The sequence below is a fragment of the Nocardioides sp. NPDC023903 genome (assembly GCF_040639295.1).
Classification (GTDB): domain Bacteria; phylum Actinomycetota; class Actinomycetes; order Propionibacteriales; family Nocardioidaceae; genus Nocardioides.
In genome coordinates this window covers 265,281-290,910 of the sequence record NZ_JBEZZS010000002.1, presented here as the reverse complement: position 1 = coordinate 290,910, position 25,630 = coordinate 265,281, and the positions used below count along the sequence as shown (strand labels likewise).

24 protein-coding genes are annotated in these 25,630 nt (G+C 69.7%); 7 read left to right on the top strand and 17 right to left on the bottom strand.

Annotated elements, in window-relative coordinates; translation table 11 throughout:
- Positions 1-96: 96 nt before the first annotated feature.
- Positions 97-1,401 (bottom strand): class I SAM-dependent methyltransferase, encoded by a 1,305-nt coding sequence (locus AB0F44_RS04865; protein WP_357353212.1) that lies wholly within the window; start codon positions 1,399-1,401, stop codon positions 97-99.
- A complete protein-coding gene (locus AB0F44_RS04860; protein WP_357353210.1) occupies positions 1,398-2,774 on the bottom strand; it encodes an FAD-binding oxidoreductase in 1,377 nt (458 codons plus the stop codon). The genes AB0F44_RS04865 and AB0F44_RS04860 overlap by 4 nt, the downstream gene beginning before the upstream one ends.
- A gap of 150 nt (positions 2,775-2,924) precedes the next feature.
- Between AB0F44_RS04860 and AB0F44_RS04855 the strand changes: the two genes are divergently transcribed.
- Positions 2,925-3,194, top strand: a complete 270-nt coding sequence (locus AB0F44_RS04855; protein WP_357353208.1) for a hypothetical protein — start codon at positions 2,925-2,927, stop codon at positions 3,192-3,194.
- A gap of 15 nt (positions 3,195-3,209) precedes the next feature.
- On the opposite strand, the gene AB0F44_RS04850 is transcribed toward AB0F44_RS04855, so the two are convergent.
- The 9 genes from AB0F44_RS04850 to hrcA all read right to left on the bottom strand — a co-directional run bounded on the left by AB0F44_RS04850 (position 3,210) and on the right by hrcA (position 11,260).
- A complete protein-coding gene (locus AB0F44_RS04850; RefSeq protein ID WP_357353206.1) occupies positions 3,210-3,545 on the bottom strand; it encodes a cytidine deaminase in 336 nt (111 codons plus the stop codon).
- Complete coding sequence (locus tag AB0F44_RS04845; protein WP_357353205.1) at positions 3,529-4,872, bottom strand: hemolysin family protein; 1,344 nt, start codon at positions 4,870-4,872, stop codon at positions 3,529-3,531. The genes AB0F44_RS04850 and AB0F44_RS04845 overlap by 17 nt, the downstream gene beginning before the upstream one ends.
- A gap of 17 nt (positions 4,873-4,889) precedes the next feature.
- On the bottom strand, positions 4,890-5,354 hold the full coding sequence (ybeY, locus tag AB0F44_RS04840; protein ID WP_357353203.1) for an rRNA maturation RNase YbeY: 465 nt from the start codon (positions 5,352-5,354) through the stop codon (positions 4,890-4,892).
- Positions 5,351-6,292, bottom strand: a complete 942-nt coding sequence (locus AB0F44_RS04835) for a PhoH family protein (RefSeq protein ID WP_355018298.1) — start codon at positions 6,290-6,292, stop codon at positions 5,351-5,353. The genes ybeY and AB0F44_RS04835 overlap by 4 nt, the downstream gene beginning before the upstream one ends.
- Before the next feature lie 190 nt (positions 6,293-6,482).
- Complete coding sequence (locus AB0F44_RS04830) at positions 6,483-7,535, bottom strand: winged helix DNA-binding domain-containing protein (protein WP_357353201.1); 1,053 nt, start codon at positions 7,533-7,535, stop codon at positions 6,483-6,485.
- 15 nt (positions 7,536-7,550) lie between these two features.
- The gene (locus tag AB0F44_RS04825; RefSeq protein ID WP_357353199.1) at positions 7,551-8,030 is read right to left on the bottom strand and encodes a Gmad2 immunoglobulin-like domain-containing protein; all 480 of its coding nucleotides are present in this window, start codon (positions 8,028-8,030) and stop codon (positions 7,551-7,553) included.
- A gap of 202 nt (positions 8,031-8,232) precedes the next feature.
- Positions 8,233-8,976, bottom strand: coding sequence for a 16S rRNA (uracil(1498)-N(3))-methyltransferase (locus AB0F44_RS04820; RefSeq protein ID WP_350664551.1), 744 nt, complete (start codon positions 8,974-8,976; stop codon positions 8,233-8,235).
- Between the two features lie 18 nt (positions 8,977-8,994).
- Positions 8,995-10,188 carry a molecular chaperone DnaJ gene (dnaJ, locus tag AB0F44_RS04815; protein WP_357353197.1) on the bottom strand — a complete coding sequence of 398 codons (1,194 nt, stop codon included), beginning with the start codon at positions 10,186-10,188 and terminating at the stop codon, positions 8,995-8,997.
- Positions 10,189-10,225: 37 nt separating this feature from the next.
- A complete protein-coding gene (gene hrcA, locus AB0F44_RS04810; protein WP_357353195.1) occupies positions 10,226-11,260 on the bottom strand; it encodes a heat-inducible transcriptional repressor HrcA in 1,035 nt (344 codons plus the stop codon).
- Between the two features lie 197 nt (positions 11,261-11,457).
- On the opposite strand from hrcA, the gene AB0F44_RS04805 reads away from it, so the two are divergent.
- Both AB0F44_RS04805 and AB0F44_RS04800 read left to right on the top strand, forming a co-directional pair.
- The gene (locus AB0F44_RS04805) at positions 11,458-11,730 is read left to right on the top strand and encodes a hypothetical protein (RefSeq protein WP_357353193.1); all 273 of its coding nucleotides are present in this window, start codon (positions 11,458-11,460) and stop codon (positions 11,728-11,730) included.
- A gap of 19 nt (positions 11,731-11,749) precedes the next feature.
- A complete protein-coding gene (locus AB0F44_RS04800; protein ID WP_357353191.1) occupies positions 11,750-12,598 on the top strand; it encodes a DUF3097 domain-containing protein in 849 nt (282 codons plus the stop codon).
- Between the two features lie 7 nt (positions 12,599-12,605).
- On the opposite strand, the gene AB0F44_RS04795 is transcribed toward AB0F44_RS04800, so the two are convergent.
- Together AB0F44_RS04795 and hemW are read right to left on the bottom strand one after the other, a co-directional pair.
- Positions 12,606-12,800: a PspC domain-containing protein gene (locus AB0F44_RS04795; protein WP_350664544.1), complete on the bottom strand. Its 195-nt coding sequence runs from the start codon at positions 12,798-12,800 to the stop codon at positions 12,606-12,608.
- A gap of 89 nt (positions 12,801-12,889) precedes the next feature.
- A complete protein-coding gene (gene hemW / locus AB0F44_RS04790; RefSeq protein ID WP_357353189.1) occupies positions 12,890-14,101 on the bottom strand; it encodes a radical SAM family heme chaperone HemW in 1,212 nt (403 codons plus the stop codon).
- Between the two features lie 95 nt (positions 14,102-14,196).
- Here hemW and AB0F44_RS04785 point away from each other — a divergent pair, with 95 nt between their 5' ends.
- Both AB0F44_RS04785 and AB0F44_RS04780 read left to right on the top strand, forming a co-directional pair.
- Positions 14,197-15,408 carry an MFS transporter gene (locus tag AB0F44_RS04785; RefSeq protein ID WP_357353187.1) on the top strand — a complete coding sequence of 404 codons (1,212 nt, stop codon included), beginning with the start codon at positions 14,197-14,199 and terminating at the stop codon, positions 15,406-15,408.
- Between the two features lie 93 nt (positions 15,409-15,501).
- Positions 15,502-16,209 (top strand): GNAT family N-acetyltransferase, encoded by a 708-nt coding sequence (locus AB0F44_RS04780; protein WP_357353185.1) that lies wholly within the window; start codon positions 15,502-15,504, stop codon positions 16,207-16,209.
- Between the two features lie 116 nt (positions 16,210-16,325).
- Here AB0F44_RS04780 and AB0F44_RS04775 read toward each other — a convergent pair whose 3' ends face one another.
- The 4 genes from AB0F44_RS04775 to AB0F44_RS04760 form a co-directional block, all read right to left on the bottom strand.
- Entirely contained in the window at positions 16,326-19,748 is a 3,423-nt protein-coding gene (locus AB0F44_RS04775) for an error-prone DNA polymerase (RefSeq protein WP_357353183.1), read from the bottom strand.
- A gap of 14 nt (positions 19,749-19,762) precedes the next feature.
- Complete coding sequence (locus AB0F44_RS04770; protein ID WP_357353181.1) at positions 19,763-21,280, bottom strand: DNA polymerase Y family protein; 1,518 nt, start codon at positions 21,278-21,280, stop codon at positions 19,763-19,765.
- Positions 21,277-21,990 (bottom strand): hypothetical protein, encoded by a 714-nt coding sequence (locus AB0F44_RS04765; protein WP_357353179.1) that lies wholly within the window; start codon positions 21,988-21,990, stop codon positions 21,277-21,279. The genes AB0F44_RS04770 and AB0F44_RS04765 overlap by 4 nt, the downstream gene beginning before the upstream one ends.
- Before the next feature lie 172 nt (positions 21,991-22,162).
- Positions 22,163-23,926 (bottom strand): serine hydrolase domain-containing protein, encoded by a 1,764-nt coding sequence (locus tag AB0F44_RS04760; protein ID WP_357353177.1) that lies wholly within the window; start codon positions 23,924-23,926, stop codon positions 22,163-22,165.
- Between the two features lie 145 nt (positions 23,927-24,071).
- Between AB0F44_RS04760 and AB0F44_RS04755 the strand changes: the two genes are divergently transcribed.
- Both AB0F44_RS04755 and AB0F44_RS04750 read left to right on the top strand, forming a co-directional pair.
- A complete protein-coding gene (locus AB0F44_RS04755; protein ID WP_357353175.1) occupies positions 24,072-24,575 on the top strand; it encodes a SigE family RNA polymerase sigma factor in 504 nt (167 codons plus the stop codon).
- On the top strand, positions 24,572-25,630 hold the full coding sequence (locus AB0F44_RS04750; RefSeq protein ID WP_357353173.1) for a hypothetical protein: 1,059 nt from the start codon (positions 24,572-24,574) through the stop codon (positions 25,628-25,630). The genes AB0F44_RS04755 and AB0F44_RS04750 overlap by 4 nt, the downstream gene beginning before the upstream one ends.

Below are 25,630 nucleotides of genomic sequence, written 5' to 3'. Positions count from 1 at the left end.
ACCGAGCCCCCAGGAGCGGGCGTGCTCGACCTCGTCGCGGGCGCGTTCGAGCTGGGCGGCCGTACGGGCCACAACGACCGTTCCGCCCTTGGCTACTCAGAAGGTGTGCCGCAGCGGGTAGCCGGAGAGCCCGTCGACCGTCTTGGTCGCGAGCACGTGGTGGAGCTGGATGTTGTTGCGCTCGAAGCCGATCCGCGAACCGGCCATGTAGATGCCCCAGACCTTCGCGGTTCCGAGGCCGACCTCGTTGACGCAGGCGTCCCAGTTGTCGCGGAGGTTGTCGTTCCACGCCGTGAGGGTCTTGGCGTAGTGGACGCGGATGTTCTCGTGATGCTGCACCTCGAGGTCGGTGTTCTCGATCGCGGACACGATGGTGCCCGAGCCGATCAGCTCACCGTCGGGGAAGACGTAGCGGTCGATGAAGGCCCCCGCGTTCGCCTTCGAGATGTTGTCGGGACGGGTGATGCAGTGGTTGAGCAGCCGGCCCCCGTCGCGCAGCTTGCTCTTGATGAAGCCGAAGTAGGCCGGGTAGTTGGCCACGCCGATGTGCTCGGTGAGCCCGATGGAGCTGACCGCGTCGAAGTCCCCCTCGACCACGTCGCGGTAGTCGGAGAAGCGCACCTCGGCGACGTCATCGAGACGATCGGCCTTGATCGCCTTCTGTGCCCAGTTGGCCTGCTCGCGCGAGAGCGTGACACCGAGCGCCTTGACGCCGTAGTGCTGAGCCGCGTGGCGCACCATCCCACCCCAGCCGCAGCCGATGTCGAGCAGCCGCATTCCGGGCTCGAGCCCGAGCTTGCGGCAGATCAGGTCGTACTTGGCTGCCTGCGCCTCCTCGAGCGTGGCATCATCGGTCGGGTAGAGCGCGCAGGTGTAGGTCATCGACGGCCCGAGGACGTACTCGTAGAAGGTGTTCGAGACGTCGTAGTGGTGGTGGATCGCATCGGCGTCGCGCTCGGGCGAGTGCCGCGTCCACGGCAGCGCGCTGATCGCGCGACCGGAGAGGTGGCGTACGTTCTCGGCCCGCTGCCGCCACGCGGGCAGGTGCTCCTGCGGCGGTGGCTTGGGCGGGACGAAGTTCTTCGCCCCGAGAGCGCGCACCATGTCGACCGTCTCCCGAGGACTGGGCCGCTTGAAGTCGGTCTTGTCCAGGATCAGGTCCAGGAGCGGGTAGGGGTCGCCCGGATGGATGCCGTGCAGGGCCATGTCGCCGCTGACGTAGGCACGCGCCAGACCCAGATCGCCCGGCGCGGTCAGCAGGAACGCGAGCCCGCGCGGGTTGAGGATCTCCATCCCGAAGGGAGAGTCCGTGTCGCCGGCGACACTGCCGTCGTACGCGGTGAGCTTGATCGGCAGCCCACCGTCGAAGAGTTCGTTGATGGTCTCTGCAATATGGTTCACAGTCTCTTCACCGCCTTGCTGTACAGATCGGTCAACCGATTGCCGGGGTCATACCTCGCCTTCACGGCAGCGAGGTTGTCCCCGTCATAGAGAGCGTCGAAGACATCCTTGTCGTAGAACGCCTCGGAGTAGAGCGATTTATGCCCGCCGAGCTCGTGGACCTGTGTCTCGATCGCACGGTTCTTGGGAGCGTTGACGGCTCCGGGGCCGACGTGGACCGTGCCCCAGAAGCCGACGTTGACGTACGTCCGGCCCGCCTCGAGCGGGTAGGTCGGCCATTTCCCTCCTGTGTTCGTCCCCTGGGAGACCAGCGGACACAGCCACACCGGCCGCATCCCGATCTCGGCGTCGAACCACTCCAGGAATGCGGGGAGGTTCTCGACCGGGACCTCGATGTCCTGGATCACCCGTTCCCGCAGAAGCCGTCCGGCACGCGCGTCGAGCTTGTCGGCGATGCCGAATTTCCGGTCCAGGCCGACCAGCTTCATGTAGACGTCCGAGCGCCGCAGCCGGCGCGGCCACACCCTGCGGAGGTACTTGTTCTGCGCGCCGAAGGCACCCGAGCACCAGAACCAGTCGGTGTCCCAGCGCCACAGGTAGTCGTAGGTCGTCAGCACATCGGTCTCGCGCTCCTGGATCGAGCGGTAGTAGATCTGCTGGCCGCCGTAGTCGCTGGGGGTCTGCGTGGCGTGGTCGGTCCAGGTCGCGAGGGTCAGGTAGTACTCCCCCGGCTCGAACGCGACACCGTCGAGCCCGTCGACCCGCTCCCCCTCGTACGTTCTGGTCTCGGTGATCTGCGTGATCGTCTTCGTGAGCAGGCCGAGGTCGTCGAAGCGTACGTGCCGCAGCGCGACGTAGCCCGGCACCTTCTCCAGCTTGATCTTGAGCCGGGTGGCGTAGCCGAGCGAACCGTAGGAGTTGGGGAAGGTGTCGAAGAGGTCGTCCCCCGGACGCGTCGTGACGATCTCGCCCGCCCCGGTCAGGATGTCCATCTCCAGCACCGACTCGTGCGGCATCCCGTTGCGGAACGAGGTGGCCTCGATGCCCATCCCGGTCACCGCGCCGCCTAGCGTGATCGTGCGCAGCTGCGGGACGACGTACGGGATCATCCCGTACGCCAAGGTGGCGTCGACGAGGTCCTCGTAGGTGCACATCCCCTGCACGTCGGCGGTGCCTGCCACAGCATCGACCTCGATCACGCCGCCCAGGCCGGAGACGTCGAGTCCGGGGGTGTCGGTCGCCGCCCGGGCCCGGAAGAGGTTGGTGGTGCGTTTGGCCAGCCTGACGGGAGCGCCGTCAGGAATCTCCTCGTAGGAGGTCGTCAGCCGCTCGACGGCCTCGGTGTGTCGTTGCCAACCAGTCTCACCCGTCACTCCACGCACTTTACTCGCGCCCTGGGATCTCGGGTTTCGATTTTCACGTTCGTTCGCTTACAGTCACAAGCGCCGACTGCTCCCGTCGAGCGCCCCCAATCTCGTGCACCCTGGAGGGTCCCCATGTCCAGTGCTGCCCATCGTGACGCTGTGTCAACGCTCGCCGAGAAGGCAACCCCCTACTTCACCGAGAACCAGGTCAAGTGGCGCAACAAGTCCGTCTCCCAGGCCCGGCTGGCGCTGGCGATCGACCAGATCGTCGTGCACATGCGTGAGAAGGGCGTCGACATGGCCACCATGAACGGTCTCACCGCCTACCGGGACGAGGACGGGATCCACGTCACGATCGAGCTCGGCACCCTTCCGCTCCTCGCCGAGTCCGGCGGGGCCGGCACCGGCGGCCACCGAGCCGCTCGCTGAGCAGCCCGCAGGGGCTCAGCGGAGGTTGCCGCGGGGATCGCCGACGAGGACAGGGACGTCCTCGCCCGCGAACTCCTTGACGATCGAGAGGTCGTTCGCGGAGGGCTCCCCGGCCTCGCCGAGCACGACGACGGCCTCGAGGCCCTTGGAGCCGGAGGCCACCGCCATCGCCACGCAGACGCCGATCGCGGAGACCTGGAGCGAGGGCAGATCCACGGTGGCTGCGGCGTAGGTGCGGCCGTCGAGGTCGCGTACGGCTGCTCCTTCGGCCGCGCCGGTGCGGGCACGCGTCGCGCGCGCCAGGGTCACCAGCTTGCGGTCCTCCGCGGAGGGCTCACTCTGCTCGGGCATGGGCCTCTTTCTTCCTGTCCGTCTTCTCGCGCTGCTCGTCCTCGTCGTCGGCCTCGGTCTCGGCCGGGACGACGACGCTAATGCGTACGGTACCGATCTTGTTCCGCCGGCCGGCAGCCTCCTCGGCCACGAAGCAGAGCCCGTGGGCCTCGACCTCGGTCCCGGGGATCGGCACGAGGCCGAGATGCTTGGCCATCAGGCCGCGTACGGAGTCGACGTCGTCCTCCTCGACGGGGAGGCCGATGAGCTCTTCGAGGTCGCTGACCAGGAAGCGCGAGGGCACCCGCCAGGAGCCGTCGCCGAGGTGGAGCGGCTCGCGGTCCTCGATGTCGTACTCGTCGGTGATCTCGCCGACGATCTCCTCGAGGATGTCCTCGATGGTGATCAGGCCGGCGGTCCCGCCGTATTCGTCGACGACGACCGCGATGTGCTGGCGGTGCTGCTGCATCTCGGCCAGCAGCTCGTCGACCGGCTTGGAGTCGGGGACCCAGGTCGGCTTGCGCATCAGCGACTCGACCCGCTGGGTGGTCTCGACCTCCGGCGCCTCGAAGTCCCGCGCGACGACGTCCTTGAGATAGACCATCCCGATGATGTCGTCGAGGCTGTCGTCGATCACCGGCATCCGGGAGTAGCCCGAGCGCAGGAACAGCGACAGCGCCTGGCGCAGGGTCTTGCGGCGCTCCAGGAAGACGATGTCGCCGCGAGGCACCATCACCTCGCGGGCGCGGGTGTCGCCGAGCTCGAAGACCGAGTGGATCATCCGGCGCTCGTCGGCCTCGATCAGGTCGGAGGCCTCGGCGATGTCGACCAGTTCGCGCAGCTCGGTCTCCGTCGAGAACGGGCCCTTGCGGAAGCCCTTGCCGGGGGTGAGCGCGTTACCGAGCATGATCAGCAGGCTCGGGATCGGGCCGAGGATCGCGGTGATCGCGCCGATCGGGCCGGCGACCGCGAGGGCGATGCCCTCGTGGTGCTGACGCCCCAGGGTGCGGGGTCCGACGCCGATGACGACGAAGGAGACCACGGTCATCGTCCCGGTCGTGGTGAGCACGGTCGGCCACCAGTGCCCCCGATAGAGGTCGTACGCCCACAGCGCGACCAACACCGTCGCGCCGATCTCGCACAGCATCCTGAGCAGCAGCACCGTGTTGCCGTAGCGGGCGGGATCGCCGACCACCGCCACCAGGCGCTTGGCTCCAGCACGGCCCTCGGAGACCAGCTCCGCGGCCCGGGCGCGGGAGAAGGCGCTGAGCGCCGCGTCGGCGGCCGAGAAGATGCCGGCGATCAGGACCAGAACTGCGGCTGCGATCAGCAGCCTCGCATCGTCCATGGTTGGTGGTGGTGCTCCTACTCGGGTGCGGTGGCCGAGGAGCCCCAGGCCTTGAGCAGCTTGGCCTGCAGCCCGAACATCTCGGCGTGCTCTTCGGGGTCCACGTGGTCGTAGCCGAGCAGGTGGAGGATGCCGTGGGTGGTCAGCAGCTCGATCTCCGCCACGGTGCCGTGGCCGGCTGCCTCGCCCTGCTTGGCCGCGATCGTCGGGGCGATGATGATATCGCCCAGGTCGCCCTCCTCCGGCTCCTCGTCGAGGCGGCCGGGGAGCAGCTCATCACCGGGGAACGACAGCACGTCTGTCGGGCCCTCGGTGTCGAAGTAGCGCTCGTTGAGCTCGGTGATCGTGGCCTCGTCGCCGAACTTGATCCGGAGATCGGCCTGCGGGTGCACGCGCAGCTGCTCGAGCAGGAAACGAGCGAGCTTGGCGACGTGCTCGACGTCGATCTCCTGCTCGGACTCGTTGACGATCTCTGTGCTCATCTGCCCTCTCCGGAGGCCCGTCCCTGGCTCTGCACGTCGTGCTCCTCGTAGGCGGCGACGATCTTGGCGACCAGTCGGTGGCGTACGACGTCGTGGCTGGTCAGGTTGTTGAAGCTGATGTCCTTGACGTCGTCGAGGATGCCCTCCACGACGCGGAGCCCGGACTTCTGGCCGTTGGGGAGGTCGGTCTGAGTCACGTCACCGGTGACCACGATCTTGGAGCCGAAGCCGAGGCGGGTCAGGAACATCTTCATCTGCTCGGGCGTGGTGTTCTGCGCCTCGTCGAGGATGATGAAGGAGTCGTTCAGGCTTCGCCCGCGGAGGAACGCGAGCGGGGCCACCTCGATGGTCCCCGACGCCATCAGCTTGGGGATCAGCTCCGGGTCCATCATGTCGTGCAGCGCGTCGTAGAGCGGGCGCAGGTAGGGGTCGATCTTCTCGGTCAGGGTGCCGGGCAGGAAGCCGAGCTTCTCGCCGGCCTCGACCGCCGGGCGGCTCAGGATGATCCGGGTGACCTGCTTGGTCTGCAGCGCCTGGACCGCCTTGGCGACCGCCAGGTAGGTCTTGCCGGTGCCGGCCGGGCCGATGCCGAAGGTGATCGTGTGCTTGTCGATCGCGTCGACATAGCGCTTCTGGTTGAGCGTCTTGGGACGGATGCTCCGGCCGCGGTTGGAGAGGATGTTGAGGCTCAGCACGTCGGCCGGCTTCTCCGTGGTGTCGGCCTGGAGCATGCCGATCACGCGCTCAACGGTCTCGCCGCTGACTCCCTGGCCGGTGCGGATGATCTGGACCAGCTCCTCCAGGACCCGCTCGATCATCGCGATCTCGCTGGGGGCGCCGTGGAGGGTGATCCGGTTGCCACGCACGTGCACGTCGGCGTCGAAGTGGGCCTCGATGATCCCGAGGTGCTCATCGGCCGGACCGAGGACGGTCACCATGTCGACGCTGTTCGGAACGACCACGGTGTGCTTGGTGGTCGCGTGGACCCCCTGGTCGGAGGTGTCGGTCGGAAGCGGACTTGGGTGTCGATCGGTCATGGATGCCCGGAGCGGGCCCTTTCTCGTCGCGAGGCTGATGCGTCCATGGTACGCGGGCGCTCGGCTCCGCTCCTACTGGATAGTTCCGGCGTCAGCTCGCAAGCAGCGACTCGACGCGTACGGTCTCCTCGGCGAGCTCGTCGCGCTCGTCCGGGGTGAGGTCGCGGAGCAGCTTGACGACCTCGACCTTGCCGTCGACCGGCTTCCAGAGGCCGATGAGGTGGCCGCCGGCGATGATGACCGCGCCGCCACCGCCGATCCCCCACTCCTTACGGGTCCCCTTGGCGGTGATCCGCTCGCGGTTGGCGTGCGAGAGCCAGACATTGTCGAACCTGCCCAGCAGCCGCACCGGGGCGTGCTCGTCGCCGGTGGCGAGCGGAGCGTCCGGGACGTCGTAGAGGGTCTTGCCGGCCTCGTCGCGGTAGGTCACCAGCCCCTCGATCCGCTTGACCACCGGGCCCAGGCGGGTCAGGGACGACCAGGTGGTGATGTCGGCGGCGGTCGCCGGCCCGAAGGCGAGCAGGTAGCGGCGTACGATCTCCGGCGCCAGCGTCGGGACGACATCGTCGACTTCCACCGGGGGCACGCCCGTCCAGCGCGGGAGCAGGTCGTAGACGAGCCCACCCGAGCCCTTCCACAGGCCCCGCGGAGGCAGTTGGACCAGCGGCAGCTCGTTGCGCGCCCGCAGGCCGAGCGCCTTCGCAGGGACATCGGGGAAGTGCTCGACCAGACCGGCCTCGAGGGCCGCGTTGGGCAGCGCCCCGAGAGCGAGTACGTCCTCGGCCGCCTCCACGAAGCCCTCCAGCTGCGCCGCCGGGCGGACGATCTCGACCCGCTGGGTGTAGAAGTCGTGGACCGGCTGGGTCCAGGCCCTGATCAGCGCGGCATCGGCGGCGGTGTGCATGTGGATCGTCGACCGCAGCGAGGAGAGCCGGACCAGCGCGCTCGACTCGAGCTGGGCGCTGAGCGCGTACGGATCGAACGACTCCAGCCGGGCGGCCAGCGCGAAGAACGGCGGCAGCGACTCCTGCGCCTGCAGGCCGACCAGATGCTCGATCATCTCGGCCGGGGTGAGCGAGGCCCGCGACAGCAGGTGCTGGCGGAGCAGGAGGGTCCGGTTGAGCTGCCGTTCGGTGAGGATCACGGTAGCGATGATCTCCTACTCGACGGTGATCCGGGCGCCAACCTCCTCAGAAGGCTTCCCCTCGCCGTCGGAGGTGTCGTCGGTGCGAGCGATGAAGAGGTACGTCCCAGGCTCGAGCTCGGAGACGTCGACCGTGGTCTTCCACGGGTAGAGCTTGTCCACCCAGCCCTCGGCGGTCGCGTGACCTTCGAGCACGGTCTCACCGGAGCCGTCGCGGACCTCCCACGGCACGTTCGCCTCGGGAGAGTTGGCCTTGCCCGAGGCCTCGAAGCTGTCCGAGACCGTCGCGCCCTCGGCCGGCTCCGCCAGCGTGATCAGGCCGGAGGTGCGGGGAAGCGCGGATGGCTCCTCCGACGGCTGGGTCGAGACCTCCGGATCCTCGGCCACGGCATCGTCGCTCCCACACCCACCGGCCAACACCCCCACCCCGCCCAGCACGCCGGACAGCGCGATCGCGGCGGCATGTCGGCCCAGGAACGTACGTGTGCTCCTCATGTCTCCATCGTCACCCGCGACCCCCCAACGCCAAACCCCCCACGCCGAGCAGTCACTTTCTGATCTCGAGACGTCGAAATCTGACGTCGAGAGGTCAAGAGTTGAGCGCGACACGTCAATTTCTGCGCACGCGTCTTCAGAATCTGACGTGTCAGCGTCAAGAACTGACGCGTCGGCGTCAGAAACTGACCTCTCGCGGGGGTCAGTCCCAGCGGCGGGTGCGGGCCAGCAGGGCGGCGGAGGCGGCCACGCCGGCGGTGGAGGTGCGCAGGACCTCGCCGCCTAGGCGGATGGTGGTGGCGCCGGCCTTCTCGAACAGGGAGATCTCCTCGTCTGTCAGGCCGCCCTCCGGGCCGACCACGACGAGGATGGTGCCCTCGTCGATGACAGGGACGGCGCCGAGCGGGAGGGTGCCCTCCTCGTGGAGCACGACAGCTACGTCGGCCGCCTCGATCATGGCCACGACGGCGTCCGTGGTGGCCAGCGGCTCGACCTCGGGGTGCCACAGCCGCCGCGACTGCTTGGCGGCCTCCCGGGCGGTGGCCCGCCAGCGGGCCAGGGACTTGACCGCACGCTCGCCCTTCCAGACGGCGACCGAGCGGGTCGCCGCCCACGGGACGATGCTGGCGGCGCCGATCTCGGTGAGCATCTCAACGGCGAGCTCGCCGCGGTCGCCCTTGGGCAGCGCCTGGACGACCGTCAGCGCGGGCTCGGGCGGCGCGTCGCCGAGGAAGATCTCGTCGACGCGTACGGTCATCGACTTCTTGGTGGTCTGGGTGATCGTCCCGGTGACGCCCTCACCGGCGCCGTCGGTGAGCACGACCTCCTCGCCGACCCGGAGGCGGCGTACGACGACCGCGTGATGGCCCTCGTCGCCGCTCACCTCGATGTCGTCGCCGACACGGGTGCCGACGAGCGACTCGACGAGGTGAACGGGAAGGGTCATGTCAGCTCCGCGCTTGTCTCAGTGGCCGTTGAGGGTGTCCTTGAACCAGGAGAAGACGCCGCCCTTGTGGGCCGCCTTGAGCTGGCCCTGGACGGACTCTTCACCGCGCATCTCGGCGAGCTGGCGCAGCAGCGCCTCCTGCTCGAGGTCGAGCTTGGTGGGGGTCTCCACGTTGATGGTCACGATCAGGTCGCCGCGACCGCCGCGCAGACCGGGCACACCGCGGCCACGCAGGACGTGGTCGGTGCCGGACTGGGTGCCGGGCTTGAGGTCGATCTGGATCGAGGCGTCCTCGGGGTCGATCTGGTCGGCGCCCTCGCCGACGAGGTCGGCCTCCAGCGTCGGCAGGTTGAGCGTGGTGCCGAGCGCGGCCGCGGTCATCGGCACCTTCGCGGTGCAGTGCAGGTCGTTGCCCCTGCGGGTGAAGGTGGCGTGCTTGGCGACGTGGATCTCGACGTAGAGGTCGCCGGCGGGGCCGCCGCCGGGGCCGATCTCACCCTGCTCGGCGAGCTGCACCCGGGTGCCGTCGTCGACGCCCGGCGGGATCTTGACGGTCAAGGTGCGGTGGGAGCGCACCCGGCCCTCGCCGCTGCAGTCGCGGCACGGGTCGGGGATGACGGTGCCGAAGCCGTTGCAGGCCGAGCACGGGCGCAGCGTGCGGATCTCGCCCAGGAAGGAGCGCTGCACGACCGCGACCTCACCCTGGCCGTGGCAGGTCTCGCACGGGACGGGGTGGGAGCCTTCCGCGGCGCCCTCGCCACCACAGGTGTCACAGACGACCGCGGTGTCGACCTTGAGGTCGCGGGTCACGCCGAAGGCGGCCTCGGCCAGGTCGATGTCGAGACGGATGAGGGCGTCCTGCCCGCGGCGTACGCGCGGACGGGGGCCACGCCCCGCGCCTCCGGTGCCGGCACCGGCGCCGCCGAAGAAGGCGTCCATGATGTCGGTGAACGAGAAGCCCGCGCCCTGCGCGCCGAAGCCGCCCGCGAACGGGTCGCCCCCGCGGTCGAACGCAGCCCGCTTCTGCGGGTCGCTCAGCACCTCGTACGCGTGGGAGATCTCCTTGAACTTCTCCTGCGACTCGGCGTCGGGGTTGACGTCAGGGTGGTACTGGCGCGCCAGCTTCCGGTACGCCTTCTTGATCGTTGCGTCGTCGGCGTCCTTGTCGACACCGAGGAGCTCATAGGGGTCCAACGTCGGTCTTCCTGCCATCGAAGTTCGCTGATCTTCCTTGAATCGAGTCTGCTGCTCAAGCCTCGTCGAGGATCCGGGAGAGGTAACGCGCCACCGCGCGCACCGCCGCCATGGATCCGGGGTAGTCCATCCGGGTGGGGCCGACCACGCCGAGCGTGGCCAGCGCCTCGTCGCCAGGTCCGTAGCCGGTCGCGACCACGCTGGTCTGCGACAGCTCCTGATAAGGGCCCTCGGCACCGATCCGCACCGTGACCAGTCCGCCCGCGGTCGCCTCGCCCATCAGCTTGAGCAGGACGACGTGCTCCTCGAGGGCCTCCAGGAGCGGGCGTACGGCGGTGTCGAAGCTGTCACCGAAGCGGGCCAGGTTGCTGGTGCCGCCGATGGAGATCCGCTCGTCGGAGCGGTGGTCGTTCATCGCCTCGATCAGGGCGTCGGCCACCGCGGACGCGAGTGGGTCCTGCGGGGCGTCGGCGGGCGCATCGGCCGGCTTGGCGATCGTGCGCAGCGCCTCGCCGGCGTCGGCGATGACGGCACCGGCGACCGCGGTGTTGATCTTGGCGCGGAGCGTGGCCAGAGTCTCCTCGGATACCTCCTCGGTCACCTCGAGCAGTCGCTGCTCGACGCGGCCGGTGCTGAGGATGAGCACGAGGAGAAGCCTGGTCGGGGCCAGCGCGACCAGCTCGACGTGGCGCACGGTCGAGCGGCTCAGGGTCGGGTATTGCACCACCGCGACCTGGCGGGTCAGCTGGGAGAGCAGTCGGGTCGAGCGGGTGACGACGTCGTCGAGGTCGACCGCGCCCTCGAGGAAGCCGGCGATCGCCCGCTTCTCGGCCGCGGTCATCGGCTTGACCGTGGTCAGCCGGTCGACGAAGAGCCGGTAGCCCTTGTCGGTGGGCACCCGGCCGGCGCTGGTGTGGGGGGCGGTGATGTAGCCCTCCTCCTCCAGCGCGGCCATGTCGTTGCGTACCGTCGCCGGGGAGACGCCGAGACCGTGACGCTCCACGAGCGCCTTGGAGCCGACCGGCTCCTCGGTCTTCACATAGTCCTCGACGATCGCCCTGAGGACGGAGAGCCTGCGTTCGTTCTGCATCTGCCCTCCTATCGTCCTGGCTGCCTGGCACTCATTCCGTGCGAGTGCCAATCCTACCGGTTCGCGTCACAGGCACCAGTTCCCGGTGGCCGCTCCGCTCTGTGGAACGGAACACTTCTCTCGCCATCGAGATAGCCTTAGGTTAGGCTGACCTTAGAGCCATTCGCTGTACTGCTTCCGCCCCACTGGAGAGTCCTATGATCGCCGACGATCTGCTGGTCCGCATCACGGCCCACGCCAACGACGAGCACCAGGCGGACCTGTGCCGCTCGCTCTCGGCACGGCTCGGGCTGCGGCCGCGTCACATCGTGGGCGTACGCCTCTCCAACCTCACCGCCGAGAGCGTCGACGTCTCCTGGATCACCCTCGACGGCGGCCACCACGTGACCTTCCGGTTCCCGGAGACCGCGGCCACGCCGGACGAGGTTCTCGAGCAGCTCGGGCGAGTGCTCACCGGTTCTCGCTGCTGACTCCACTAACGTTCTCCGGATGAGCGATCGCTACGGCTCCGACGTACTGGCCGGCGACTGGCGCAAGCCCAAGAACGGGCGTGCCGTCGAGACTCCCGCAGAGCTGGGCGCTGTGGTCGAGGAGGTCGAGACCGATTTCGTCGGTGAGATCGTGCGGATCGACCGCGACCTGCACACGCTGACCCTGGAGGACCGGAAGGGCAAGCGGCGTACGTTCCCGCTCGGGCCGGGCTTCTGGCTCGAGGGCAAGCCGGTCATCCTCACTCCCCCGGTGACCCGCACGGCACCCGCGAAGCCGACCCGCACCGCGTCGGGCTCGGTGGCCGTGGACAACGTCAAGGCCCGGGTCGCGCGCGAGTCGCGGATCTTCGTCGAGGGGCGTCACGACGCCGAGCTCGTCGAGAAGATCTGGGGTGACGACCTGCGGATCGAGGGTGTCGTCGTCGAGTATCTGGGCGGTGTCGACGACCTCGCCGACCACCTGGTCTCGTTCAAGCCCGGACCGGAGCGGCGGGTCGGGGTCCTCGTGGACCACCTGGTCAAGGGCTCCAAGGAGGCCCGGATCGCGGAGTCGATCCGGCGCTCCGCGGTCGGCCAGCACGTGCTGATCGTCGGTCACCCGTTCATCGACGTGTGGCAGGCGGTCAAGCCGGGCCGGCTCGGGCTCGAGGCCTGGCCGAACGTGCCGCGGTCGATCGAGTGGAAGAAGGGCATCTGCCAGCACATGGGCTGGCCGCACCGCGATCAGGCCGACATCGCCCGGGCCTGGAAGCACATCCTGGGGCGGGTGAACTCGTTCGGCGACCTGGAGCCCGCCCTGCTCGGGCGGGTCGAGGAGCTGATCGACTTCGTGACCGAGCCCGTCTGAGCCTCGGTCAGTAGGCCGACTTCTTCGGCATGATGATCCACAGCACGATGTAGACGATGAACTGCGGTCCGGGGAGCAGGCAGGAGATGACGAAGGCCAGCCGGATCAGGTTCGAGTTGATGCCGAAACGGTTGCCGAGACCGCCGCAGACGCCGGCGATCCATTTGTCGTTGCTGGGACGGGAAAGAGTTGTGGTTGCCATAGCTCCACTCTCCCTTGTCAGGCCCTCTTTACCAATCAGGATCACCCCTGATCCTTCGATCAGGACCAAGGTCCCGAACTCAGGGATCCTCAGGGGAGCAGGTCTCGGACCACCGCGTCGGCGAGGAGTCTGCCGGTCTCGGTGAGGAAGATCGTGTCGTCGGCGACGGTGACCAGACCGCGGCGTACTTGCTCCGGAACAGCGGCTCGGCCCTCGTCGTCGAGAGCTTCTGTCGGGAGGCCGTCCGCGAGTCTCAGCTCGAGCAGAACGCGCTCGACCCGCCGGTCCTCCTCGGCGAGGATCTCGCGGGCGTGGGCGGGGCTCTGCTCGGCGCCGATGCGGTCGGCGTACGCCTTGGGGTGCTTGACGTTCCACCACCGGGTGCCGCCGACGTGGCTGTGGGCGCCAGGGCCGACGCCCCACCAGTCGCCGCCCTGCCAGTAGAGCATGTTGTGACGGCAGCGCTGGGTCTCGTCGGTGGCCCAGTTGGAGACCTCGTACCAGGTCAGGCCGTGCTTTCGGAGGGTGGCGTCGGCCAGCTCGTACTTGTCGGCGAGGTCGTCCTCGTCGGGCATCTCGATCTCGCCTCTTCTGACCCTTCGGGCCAGGGCGGTGCCGTCCTCGACGATGAGCGAGTAGGCCGAGATGTGGTCGGGGTTGCTGGCCAGCGCGGTGTCGAGGCTGGTGCGCCAGTCGTCGATCGACTCGCCCGGGGTGCCGTAGATGAGGTCGAGGGAGACCTGCTCGAAGCCGGCCTCGCGCGCCCATTCCACGACCTGCGGGACCCGCTCGGGGTCGTGGGTGCGGTCGAGGGTCTTCAGTACGTGGGGGACGGCCGACTGCATGCCGAAGCTGAGCCTCGTGAAGCCGCCCTCGCGCAGGGCGCGCAGGTAGGCCAGGTCGACGGAGTCGGGGTTGGCCTCGGTCGTCACCTCGACGTCGTCGGCGAGGCCGAACTCGTCCTTGATCGCTGTGAGCATGCTGACCAGGTCGCTCGCCGGCAGGAGCGTCGGGGTGCCGCCGCCGAAGAAGACGGTGTCCACCTGCTTGTCACTGTCGGCCAGCACCCGGCGGGCCAGCCTGATCTCCTCGATGGCCTGGTCGGCGTACGTCTGCCGGCTCACGCCAGGGCCCAGCTCGATCGCGGTGTAGGTGTTGAAGTCGCAGTAGCCGCACCTGACCGTGCAGAACGGGACGTGGACGTAGAAGCCCAGCCCCTTCTCCCCCAGCGTGCTCAGCGATTCGGCCGGCAGTGACCCGTCGGTGGGGGCGGGGTCACCGGGAGGCAGAGCGGAAGGCACCCCTCCATTCTCAACCCCCGCGCCGAGTTGTCAGAAATGGCGGTCGAGTGTGCAGTTCCGGCGGAGAGCCGGTGCTACACCCCTAGAATCGCCGGGTGACCGTCCCGGGGTTCCGCACCTACTGGGCCGCGGCAACGATCGGCGCGTTCGGCTCATCCGTGACCGTGATCGCGATTCAAGTTCTGGTCGTCTCGGTGCTCGACGCGAGCGCCACCGAAGTCGGGTTGATCAGAGCGGTGCAGTTGCTGCCGTACCTGCTGCTTGGGTTGGTCGTCGGCGCACTGGTCGACCGGATGCGTCGCAAACCGGTACTGGTGTGGTCGAACGTCCTTCTGGCCGCAACACTGCTGGTCATTCCCGCCCTGTGGGCGGTGGATAGGCTCTCGCTGTCGGCCGTCGCTGTTGTGCTGTTCGTGTTCGGGACACTCAACGTCATCGAGTTCGCGGCAGTCCAGTCGTTCCTGCCCCGGCTGGTGCCGAGGTCCGAACTCCTGGCCGCCAATGCACGACTCGACCAGAGCGAGACCGCGGCGCAGACGACCGGCCCGGTGGTCGGCGGCGGACTGGTATCGCTGCTCGGTGCCCCATGGGCGGTTCTCGTGGACGCGGTCAGCTATCTGGTCAGCGCGGTGCTGATCGCAAGGGTTCCTATCGATGAACCGCCTCCGCGACCGACCACCACCCGCCTGCGCCAGGAGATCTCCGAAGGGATCCGTTGGATCTACCGACACCCGACTCTCGCACCGCTGGCCTGGTCGACGCATGTCTGGTTCCTCGGGAACAGCATGGCCGCCACGGTGCTCGTGCCGTTCGCGCTCCGACCGCTGGGACTGAGCCCGCTGACGTACGGCATCGCCCTCGCCCTCGCCGGAGTCGGGGGCCTGATCGGAGCGCTCCTGGCCACGCGACTCGGACATGCGTTCGGGGCCGGACCGGTCGTCCTTGTCGGGCGTTTCCTCACCATGGTCGCGTGGGCGGTGGTGGCGCTCGCACCTTCCGCATCATCCGGAACGGTGCTCCCGCTCATCGTTGTCGCGACCGGGCAACTGGTCCTCGGACTGGGGATGGGGCTGGAGAACGCCAACGAGATGGGCTACTGGCAGGCGAACACACCGGACGAAGTGCAGGGGCGGGTGAACGCGACCAGGCGCTCGGCCAACCGGACCATTGCCGTCGCAGGTGCGGTTGCCGGTGGTCTGCTGGCTGATCTGCTGGGCTTCCGGCCCACGTTGTGGCTGGCTGTCGCGGTGTTCGCGGTCGCATCGGCGATCCTCGCACTGTCGCCGTTCCGGTCAGCACGGCACTGACCTTTCTCAGGCGGAGCGGAAGGCGCCCGTCCCATCAATCCACCTGTCGAAAAGGATTAACCGTGACTGGAGGGGTGGTGGGAAAATTCCGGCGTGTCCGTCTCGCAGCCTGATCTTCTTCTCGACGATGTTCTCGACAACCCGGTCTGGCACTCGCTGACCGGTGCGCACGCCTCGCTCGCCGAGGGCTCGGGACTCGGTCGGCGCTACCGTCCCGACGTCTCGCCCTTCGCCGCCGTCTCGGACCCGCGCGAGCCGCAGGCGTGGCGCGATCTGGCCGCGGCCGTCGGACCCGGCGGCACTGCGCTCATCACCGGCGCGGCGGGTGTCTGCGGAGAAGGGTGGTCGGTCGTCGGCGGCGGCGAAGGGGTCCAGCTCGTCGAGACGTCACGGGTCGCTGCCGCGCCCGATCCCGAGGCTGTCGTGCTCGGGGACGCCGACGTCCCCGAGATGCTCGACCTCGTCGCCCGTACCGAGCCGGGACCGTTCGAGAAGGCGACCCACACGATGGGTACGTATCTGGGGCTGCGCCACGAGGGCCGCCTTGTCGCGATGGCCGGCCAGCGGATGCACCCGGGCGGGTGGATCGAGATCAGCGCCGTCTGCACCGCGCCGGAGGTACGCGGCCGCGGCCTCGCCAGCCGCCTCGTCCTCGCGGTCACAGCCGACATCCACGCCCGCGGCTCCCGCGCGCTGATGCACGCCTCGGTCGCCAACACCGGCGCCATCTCGGTCTACCTGGGCCTCGGGTTCGAGGAGCGGCGGCGTACGACCTTCGAGATGTTCCGCGCGCCCGCCTAGCGCCGAGGCGTCACCCGCGTCGGCCGAGAGGTCACGTACGTCGTGCGAGAGGTCACCGGCTGCCGTCTCGGCCGACGGGAGTGACGCCTCGGCCGACGTAGCCGACGTCTCGGCTGTCAGTGGAAGTCACGGGAGCGGTGGCGGGAGGCGATGGCCTTGGCGGCCTCGGGGTGGATCTCCTCGAGCGGGGCGAGGCGGTCGGCGACCAGGTTGGTGACCCCGTCGTTGCGCTCGAGGATGCCTCGGATGAGCATGACGGAGGTGGAGACGGCGATCTTGCGGTGCTTCCTCCACAGGCCGGCGGAGCAGACGACGTTGAGCATGCCGGTCTCGTCTTCGAGGTTGATGAAGGTGACGCCGCCCGCGGTCCCGGGGCGCTGACGGTGGGTGACCAGACCGGCGACGGTGATGCGCCGGCCGGGCTCCGAGGTGGGGAGGTCGCTGATCTTCGGGAGTCCCGCTGCGGTCAGGCCGGTCCGGAGATGGGCGAAGGGATGGCTGCCGGGGGTCACGCCGGTCGCCCACAGGTCGGCGAGGGTCTCCTCGACCGGGTCGAGGCCGGGCAGCGCGGGAGTCTCGGCGGTGAACCGCACCCCTTCGAGCTGGTCCTCGGTCTCGGTCCAGCCCGCCTGCCACAGCGCCTGGCGACGGCTCGATGTGAACACCTCCAAACATCCAGCGGTCGCCAGCGCCTCGAGCTGAGCCCGCTCCAGCCCGGCGCGACGGGAGAGGTCGAGGGAGTCCTTGAACGGTGCCTCCTCACGAGCCTTCACGATCCGCTTGGCGACGTCCTTACCGATGCCGCGTACGGAGTCCAGGCCCAGCCGCACCGCGAAGTTGCCGTCACGCCGGTGCTCCGGGGTGGGGTCGGGGGTGCCGGGCACCCACGGGGTCTTCTCCCCGTCCTGCCGGCAGTCCTCCTTCCCGGTCGGCGACACGGCGTCGACATCGAGCGGCTCCAGGTCGGCGGCGGCCTGACTGAGGACGAGGTCGGGGCGGCGTACCTCCACTCCGTGGCGGCGGGCGTCCTGGGTCAGCGACTGCGGTGAGTAGAAGCCCATCGGCTGGGCGCGGAGCAGGCCGGCCAGGAACGCGGCCGGGTAGTGGAGCTTGAACCACGACGAGGCGTAGACGAGCTTGGCGAAGCTCAGCGCGTGGGACTCGGCGAACCCGAAGTTCGCGAAGGAGAGGATCTGGGTGTAGACCGCTTCGGCCGTCTCCTCGGTCATGCCCTTGGCTCGCATGCCCTCATAGAGCTGCTCCTTGAGCGAGTCGATCCGCTCGAGACCACGCTTCGAGCCCATCGCCCGGCGCAGCAGATCGGCGTCGTCGTGGTTGAAGTCGCCGAGCACGCGGCCCATCTCCATGAGCTGCTCCTGGAACAGCGGCACCCCGAGCGTGCGCTCCAGCACCGGCTCCAGCAGCTTGTGGGCGAAGCTGACCTTCTCGCGCCCGGTGGCCCGGCGTACGTAGGGATGGACCGCTCCGCCCTGCACCGGTCCGGGCCGGATGAGCGCGATCTCGATGGCCAGGTCGTAGAAGCAGCGCGGCTGCAGGCGCGGCAGGGTGCCGATCTGCGCGCGCGACTCGACCTGGAAGACCCCGATCGAGTCGGCCCGGCAGAGCATGTCGTAGACCGCCGGCTCCTCCTTGGGGATGGTCGCCAGGGTCCAGCCCTCCCCCAGATGCTCGAGAGCCAGATGCATCATGTGGTCGAGCGCCGCCAGCATCCCGAGCCCGAGCAGGTCGAACTTCACCAGTCCCATGTACTCGGCGGCGTCCTTGTCCCACTGGATCACGGTGCGCTTCTCCATGCGAGCGCGCTCGATGGGTACGACCTCGCCGATCGGCTCCTCGGTCAGCACCATGCCGCCGGAGTGGATGCCGAGATGGCGCGGGGCTCCGTGGATCTCCTCGGCCAGCGCAAGGACCGGAGCGGGGATGCCGACGTCGTCCGGTGCCTCGACGCGGGAGTAGCCGAGGTGCTTGGACCAGGCGTCCTGCTGGCCGGGGCTGTGGCCGAGCGCCTTGGCCGCGTCCCTGACCGCCATCTTCGGCCGGTAGCCGACGATGTTGGCGACCTGCGCGGCGTTGCGGCGGCCGTAGGTGTCGTAGACCCACTGGATCACCGTCTCGCGCTTGTCGGAGTCGAAGTCGACGTCGATGTCCGGCTCCTCCTCACGGTGCTCGGAGATGAACCGCTCGAACGGAAGCTTGTAGAAGACCGGGTCGATCGCAGTGATCCCGAGCGCGTAGCAGACCGCGCTCGCCGCCGCGCTCCCGCGCCCCTGGCAGAGGATCTTCTTCTCCCGCGCGAACGCCACGATGTCGTGCACGATCACGAAGTAGCCCGGGAAGTCCTTGCGCTCGATGACGTCGAGCTCATGATCCACCCGCTTGCGGGCCTTCTCGACGAACTCCGGGTCGGTGGCGTACGCCTTTGCATAGCGCTCCGCGAAACCCTCCTCGGTCAGGTGTCGCAGCCGGCTCGCGGCGGTCTCGCCCTCGGGGATCCCGCGCTTGGGCAGCTTCGGGGTGGCCTTGCGCAGGTCGAAGGCGCACTCGTCGGCGATCTCGACGCTGCGTGCCACCGCGCCCGGGTAGCGCCGGAAGAGCTGGTCCATCTCCTCCCCCGTCCTTACGTATGCCACCGGGCCGGCCGGGAGCCAGCCGGCGATGTCGCTCAGGGTGCGCCGCGCGCGGACCGCCGCGAGCGCGTCGGCCACTCGATGCCGGTCGGGCGTGGCGTAGTGGACGTTGTTGGTGGCGACCGTGGGCAGGCCGGCCTCGCGAGCGATGCCGGCGAGCAGGTCGTTGTCGTAGGAGTCGGTCGGATGGCCGCGGTCGGTCAGCTCGACGACGACGTTGTCGTGGCCGAACCTGTCTGTGAGCTCGCGCAGCGCCCGGGCCGCAGCGATCGGGCCGGTGCAGGTGAGGGCCTGGCGTACGGTGCCCTTGCGGCACCCGGTCAGGATCAGCCAGTTGCCGGCGCGGGCCCGATCGGCGAGCTCGTCGAGGTCGTAGGCCGGCCGCCCCTTCTCGTCACCGCGCAGCTGCGCCTCGGTGATCGCGCCGGCCAGCTGCCGGTAGCCCTCGACGCCCCGGGCGAGCACCAGGAGATGGCTGCCCTCAGGGTCGGCGACCCCGTTCTGCGGCTTGGTCAGGCCCAGGGACAGCTCGGCGCCGTAGATGGTCAGCAACCGCCGCCCCGGCTCTGTCAGCTTCTGCGCCGCCTCGGCGAAGGCGGGAGCCCCGTAGAAGCCGTCGTGGTCGGTGATCGCGATCCCGTGCAGCCCCTGCCGGATCGCCTCGCTGACCAGCGCCGACGGGGAGCTCGCTCCGTCGAGGAAGGAGAAGTCGGAGTGGGCGTGGAGCTCGGCGTACGGCACCACCGGGCCTTCCGGCCAGCGCACCGACTCGTCGGTCAGCCGCTTCTTGCGCCGCGAGATCGGCGCGTCGCCGTAGGGGTCCTTCGGCGGACGGCCCGACAGCCGTCGCTCCAGCTCCTTCCACGGGATCTCGGGGTTGTTCCAGCCCATCAGCCACCGCCCCGTCAGTCATAGCTGGCTTCGGTGAGCCAGTGGTCGGTGTCGAAGGTGGCCAGCCAGGCGCGGCCGTCGACCCCGACGAGCTGGAAGCGGGCGACCCGCCGCCCGCCGCCGGGCTCCCACCACGCCTCGGTGACCGGCCACGGACCGGCCCAGGAGGCGACCCGCTGCCAGGGTTGGCCCGCCGAGGGCCGGTAGCGGGCGGGGTCGGCAGAGACACCGCCGCGCGGGAGCACCAGCACCTGCCGCCCGGCCTGGTCGCAGACCTCCGCCTTCCACGGTTCGGCGAGGACCCGGGCAGGCGCCGGCGGCGGGATGCTCCCCGGCCACGGCAGCGTGCGGTCGCGGAGAGTGGTGGGGCGGTCGCCCCAGGGGACGTACGCCTGCCGGTCGCGTGGGGTCCGGCCGCCCTGGAGCACCGGGGCGACGACGGCCTCGTGGCCGAGCAGACCCTGCACCCGGGCGATGCCGCGATCGACGCGCTCGTTCGTGCCGCCCCAGAGACCATCGGCGTGGACCGCCTCGGAGACGGCGACCTCGGGGACGAAGCGGACCTCGGTCACCGCCCCGCCCGCTACGACCCCGGCCAGCTGCCAGTGCAGCCGGTCGATGAGATCGACGGAGGAGAACCACCGCGGATGCGCCCAGGTGCGTACCGAGTCCGTGACGTCCTCCATCGCGACCTCGATCCGCACCTCGGTGCAGACCTCCTGGCGCGTCGCCAGGCCCTTCACGAACCCCTCCGCCGCTTGCCGGGCCGAGAAGCAGACCGCCTCGGCGGAGTCGAGCGGCGGCTCGAAGGCCACCTCGGTGGTGAGCTCGGGCGGTGGCGTACGCCCGGTCACCGGGCGCGCTCCCTCGCCGTGGATCACTTGGCGGACCCAGGCGGCCTGCGCCCCGAAGCGTGCCTTGACGTCGGCGCCGGGCAGGTCGGCGAGGCCGCCGAGCGTGGTCAGGCCGAGCCGCTGCAGCAGGCTGACCGCGTTCGCGTCTTCGAGGACATGGACCGGCAGGGCGCGCAGGAACGCGGTGGAGCCTCCATCTGCCGGGACGGCGTACGTCTCCTGCAGCCCGGCGCTCCGCGCGGCCTGCTCGGCGGTGAAGAGCTCATCGGCGATGCCGATCCGTACGTCCCAGATCCCGAGCCCGACCACGCACTCGGCGATCGCCGCGCCGGCCTCGGCCTCGCCGCCGTAGAAGCGTGCCGGCGAGCGCAGCGCGACCAGCCCGGGGCGCAGTGGCATGACGCCGGGGCGCAGCTCCTCCAGGCGCACCAGCACCTCCTCGAACACCCGCGCGTCGCGGGCTTCGTCGGCGGCGAGCACCTGGATCTCCGGGCAGCGCGACTGCGCGTCGCGGCGGCGCATCCCGCGCTTGATCCCGAACTCCCGCGCCGCCTGGTTGTAGGCCTGGACCCGGTTCTGCGCGAAGACCGCGGCGGGCAGGTGCCTCGGCAGGCCGGCCTCACCCAGCGCCGCGGCGACCGGCCAGTCGGCGCACCAGACCACCAGCGTACGACTCATGCCGACTCCTGTTTCCGCAGGTCAGAAAGGCGATGTCCTGAGCCTGTCGAAGGGTCAGCGACGGGTTCGAGGACGCGCCGCAGACCGCCGTCCTCGGCCGGGAACCAGAGCGCCGTACGCCGCGGCGGAGCCGTCCCGCGCACCGCCTCGACCACCATCCTTCTCGCCCGGAGATGGCCGTCGCCGTTGCCCAGCCCGACCCAGCGCGGCTCGGTCGCCCGCAGGCGTACGTCTGCTCTCGGCCACTCCCCCAGCGCGACCAGCGCGGCGCCGCGGGTGCGCAGCCGGGCGCCGATCTTCTCGGCGACGCCCGGGGTCACCCGACCGGTCGGCCGGACCAGCACCAGCGTGGTCACATCGACCAGCGCCGCGGTCGCCTCCAGCCACGAGTCCTTGGGCCGCGGCACCAGGATGGTCCGCTCCAGGTCGACCCCGGCCTCGGCCGCCGCCTCGACGCCGAAGTCCTCGACACCGACGACGGCGGTCCACTCCCCCGCCGCCGACGGCCCCGCCAGCAGCAGCATCGCCAGCGACAGCGAGTCGGCCGCGTACGTCCCGCCTGCCCGGAGCTGCACCACCCCACCGAGCGCCTCGTGCGTAGCCAGCTCCGCACCGATGCCCGGCTTCTGCTCCAGCCGTCGCACCTTCGACCGAAGCTGCTCGATCTGAGCCAGCTTCTGGTGTCGCTCAATCCCCGCTACCACTCCCACTCAATGAGTATCGAACATTTGTTCGAACACATCAAGGTCGAGTCTTCACTTCTGGCGTGCCGAATCCTCACTTACGGCGGGCGAGTCCGTAGTTGTGACGAACGAGACTGTCGACTCGTCACCCACAACTACAGACTCGGCCGCCACAACTACGGTTTCGGCGCGAAGGACCTCAGCCGCGGAGCGCGGAGGCGAGGTAGGTGAGGCGGGGGTGGTCGGAGGTGGGGAGGGCGGTGACGGTGGTCGTCTTGCCCACCGCGATCTTCCAGTAGGTCGTGCCGGCGACGACCAGGAAGTCGGCCTTCGACGAACCGTCGCCGGACAGGGGCGTGGTGATCAGCTCGGGCTGACCGAAGGCCCGGAGGGCGGCGATGACCGGGGAGCTCTCCTCGAGGGCGGCGCGGGCGGCGGCGACAAGGCCCCCGTGGGCGTCGGGGACGGCGTTGACGCGCAGGGTCTGGATGCGCGGCTCGGCCTCCGGCGAGAGCATGACCTCGATGTCGTAGCGGCCCTTCTCGGCCGGCACCACGGCGAGCGCGACACCCATCGCGCGGGAGAAGTAGCCGTAGGGCGCGCCGCCCAGCGGCAGCCCGACCTTCGCGCGCGCCTGGGTGATCTGGACGCGTCGGCCGGCGTCGGGAGCGTCGAGCTCGACGTTGTCGGCGAAGAGCGACGGCAGCGCGAAGACCTCAGCACCCGAAGGATCGAAGGTACGCAGCCGCTCGACCGCGGCCTCCAGCGCAGAGTCGAGCCGCGGCCGCAGGCCCTTGACCACCGTCGAGAACCGCTGCGGAGCATTGCCGGCGAGCTCGTCCGACACCAGCGAGCGCAGCGCGGTCATCGCGGTCGGGTAGCCTCCGGCGTACGTGCTGTTGGCCAGCGTGATCACACCCAGGCCGGTCGCGGGGTGCCAGACCATCCGCGAGCCGTAGCCGGGGTAGCCGCCGGAGTGGTGGACGAACTGCCCGAGCCGGCTGTCGTGGTCGACCATCAGGCCGTAGCCGTAGCCGGCGGCGACCGCGCCGATCCCGGCCTCGGCACCCTCGAACCCCAGCGAGGCCGACACCGAGCCGAACCGATGCAGCTGCTGCATCTCCCGCCGCGACGCCTTCGACAGCGGGTGCCCGTCGGCGGCGGAGGAGAAGGCGCCCAGGAAGCCGCCGACCCAGCGCGCCAGGTCGGCGACCGAGGAGTGCAGACCACCCATCGCCGCGAACGACCCGGAGGGCACCGGCGCCGTCGGGGCCCACGTCGGCGGACCCTCGAGCCGGTCGCCGGCCCAGGCGGGGTGCAGCGGCGGTACGTGACCAGGCACCCGGTTCGGCACCGCATCAGGCGAGTAGGCCGAGGAGGTCATCCCCAGCGGCGCCAGCAGCTCGTGCTCGACGAAGTCGCGGTTGGCCCCCTCGGGGGACGAACCACCGACGACGTTCTCGATCGCGCGACCGAGCAGCGCATAGCCGAGGTTGGAGTATTCGAACCCGACCCCCGGCTCCTGCCCGGTCGAGAAGCCTCCGTCGAGGAACGTCCCGAAGTCGTCGTAGGACAGCGACTCCTGCCGGTCGCCCCACGGGTCGTCGGTCGGCAGCCCGGCCGACATCGAGAGCAGCAGCCGCAGCGTCACCGCCGGCGAGTCGGCGGAGTAGGGCGCCTGGTCGACGAGCTCGGGCACGTACTGCGCGATCGCCTCGTCCAGGTCGACCAGCCCTCGGTCGCGCAGCAGCAGCACCGCGGCCGCCGTGAACGACTTCGACATCGACGCGATCCGAAAGACGCTCTCGGCCGTCGGCGCCGGACCACCCTCGGTCGTCGCCCCGAACGCGCCGGAGTGGAGCAGCTCGGAGCCGCGTACGACCCCATAGGCCAGACCCGGAGTCAGCTTCTCCTCGAAGCGCTGCTGGAAGAGCTCGTCGACGACGGAGGTGTTCAGGCTCATACAGGCGTTCCTTCGGTGGCAGAAGTTGCTCGACGCCTTGCAGCCTAGAGGGCCACAGTTGCACCGTCAGCGCAACACCCACGCCGTGCCGCCGCATCGAAGAGGCAGAGGTCCCGGACAGGAGAGGGCCCAGACGGAGGACAGCATGGACACAGACTTCGACGAGTACGTGGTGACGCGCAGCGGCGCGCTGCTGCGGCTCGCCTACCTGCTGACCGGTGACGGTCACCGCGCCGAGGACCTCGTCCAGGACACCCTGGAGCGCTTGTGCCGACGCTGGTCGAGGATGGCCCACGTCGTCGACCCGCATGCGTACGCCCGCAAGATCCTGCTCAACCAACACCTGAGCTGGCGCCGCAAACGCGCCTCGAGCGAGCTCGTCGTCGCCGATCTGCCGGAACGAGCCGGCGAGGACGAGACAGAAGCAGTCGGCGTACGTCACCTGCTCTGGCAGCGCATCGGCGCACTGCCTCCGCGGCAACGCGCCGTCGTGGTTCTCCGCTACTACGAGGACCTTGCCGATGCCGATATCGCCGAGGCGCTCGGCATCTCCGCAGGCACCGTACGCAGCACCGCCATGCGCGCTCTCACCAAGCTGCGCAGCCACCCCGACCTCATGTCCACCACCCTTGCCGAGGAGTCACGATGAGCACCGACCTCGATGACCTGATCCGCGCCGCTCTCGCCGAGCGCGCCGAGGACGCCCCTGCCGCCGGGCGAGTGATCGCCCGCGCGCCGCGCCCGGGCGCCGCCCGCCGCACCACCGTCCGCCGCCGTTGGACCCGCGGTCTCGCCGTGGCCGGTCTGGCCGGCGCTCTCGCCGTCACCGGTGCCGTCCTTGCGCCCCGGCTTCTTCCGGGCGAGACCCCGTTCGAGCCGGCGATGAGCTTCGCCTACGACGGTACGCCGCGCTCGGCCGAGGCCTACCGGCTCGTGCTCGACGCACCCGGGTGGATCGTGCCCGGGCCCGACGGCTCGGTGACCGATGCGTCCCACATCGGCGGCGTCGACTACGAACCGTCAGGCAGCGGCCGCCGAGCCCCTCGCCTGGACATCAGCTGGGGCGACAGCTCGACCTACCAGGAGGGGCTGCGATTCGCAGGCTCGTTCGACACCGCTGACGACGGTGTCACCGAGCTGCCGATCGAGGTGCTCGGCCAGGAGGCGACCTACTGGCGCAACGCCGGCGAAGACGCCTTCCGGGTCGTGCTGCCGCTGACCGCCGGCCACTACCAGGTGATCACCGGCACCGGCATGTCGAAGGCGGAGTTCGAGGAGCTCCTCACCCAGCTGCGCTGGGTGGACCAGGCTGAGTTCGACGCCGCCCTGCCCGTCCGATATCTCACCGCCCAGGAGCGATCGGCAACGATCGAGCAGCTGCTCACCGGCGTACCTCTTCCGGAGAGCTACGACGAGGACCAGCTGACCAGCCTCCAGCCCAACCGCTACCACCTGGCGATCGACGTGGCGAAGGGAGCGGTCTGTGCCTGGTACGACGAGTGGAAGGCTGCCTCCGAGGCCGATGACGACAGCCGGATCGAGCGGGCGGAGACGGCACTGGCCGAGGCCCGCTCCTGGCCGCTCAGGCAGGAGTTCGCCGGCAGCGATGCCGCCCACCTGCTACCCGACGCACCCACGGTCACAGAGGAGCCGCGCGGAAACCCCGACGCCCCGAGCGGTCCCGAGGCGTACGGCTGCGTCTGA

Excerpts from the sequence above, each read along its gene's own strand:
- dnaJ (WP_357353197.1), bottom strand. The coding sequence starts at position 10,188 with ATGGCAGGAAGACCGACGTTGGACCCCTATGAGCTCCTCGGTGTCGAC.
- AB0F44_RS04805 (WP_357353193.1), top strand. The coding sequence starts at position 11,458 with ATGATCGCCGACGATCTGCTGGTCCGCATCACGGCCCACGCCAACGAC.
- AB0F44_RS04825 (WP_357353199.1), bottom strand. The coding sequence starts at position 8,030 with ATGAGGAGCACACGTACGTTCCTGGGCCGACATGCCGCCGCGATCGCG.
- AB0F44_RS04760 (WP_357353177.1), bottom strand. The coding sequence starts at position 23,926 with ATGAGCCTGAACACCTCCGTCGTCGACGAGCTCTTCCAGCAGCGCTTC.
- AB0F44_RS04775 (WP_357353183.1), bottom strand. The coding sequence starts at position 19,748 with ATGGGCTGGAACAACCCCGAGATCCCGTGGAAGGAGCTGGAGCGACGG.
- AB0F44_RS04800 (WP_357353191.1), top strand. The coding sequence starts at position 11,750 with ATGAGCGATCGCTACGGCTCCGACGTACTGGCCGGCGACTGGCGCAAG.
- AB0F44_RS04850 (WP_357353206.1), bottom strand. The coding sequence starts at position 3,545 with ATGCCCGAGCAGAGTGAGCCCTCCGCGGAGGACCGCAAGCTGGTGACC.
- ybeY (WP_357353203.1), bottom strand. The coding sequence starts at position 5,354 with ATGAGCACAGAGATCGTCAACGAGTCCGAGCAGGAGATCGACGTCGAG.
- AB0F44_RS04770 (WP_357353181.1), bottom strand. The coding sequence starts at position 21,280 with ATGAGTCGTACGCTGGTGGTCTGGTGCGCCGACTGGCCGGTCGCCGCG.
- AB0F44_RS04845 (WP_357353205.1), bottom strand. The coding sequence starts at position 4,872 with ATGGACGATGCGAGGCTGCTGATCGCAGCCGCAGTTCTGGTCCTGATC.
- AB0F44_RS04835 (WP_355018298.1), bottom strand. The coding sequence starts at position 6,292 with ATGGTGACCGTCCTCGGTCCGGCCGATGAGCACCTCGGGATCATCGAG.
- hrcA (WP_357353195.1), bottom strand. The coding sequence starts at position 11,260 with ATGCAGAACGAACGCAGGCTCTCCGTCCTCAGGGCGATCGTCGAGGAC.
- AB0F44_RS04755 (WP_357353175.1), top strand. The coding sequence starts at position 24,072 with ATGGACACAGACTTCGACGAGTACGTGGTGACGCGCAGCGGCGCGCTG.
- AB0F44_RS04750 (WP_357353173.1), top strand. The coding sequence starts at position 24,572 with ATGAGCACCGACCTCGATGACCTGATCCGCGCCGCTCTCGCCGAGCGC.
- AB0F44_RS04795 (WP_350664544.1), bottom strand. The coding sequence starts at position 12,800 with ATGGCAACCACAACTCTTTCCCGTCCCAGCAACGACAAATGGATCGCC.
- AB0F44_RS04820 (WP_350664551.1), bottom strand. The coding sequence starts at position 8,976 with ATGACCCTTCCCGTTCACCTCGTCGAGTCGCTCGTCGGCACCCGTGTC.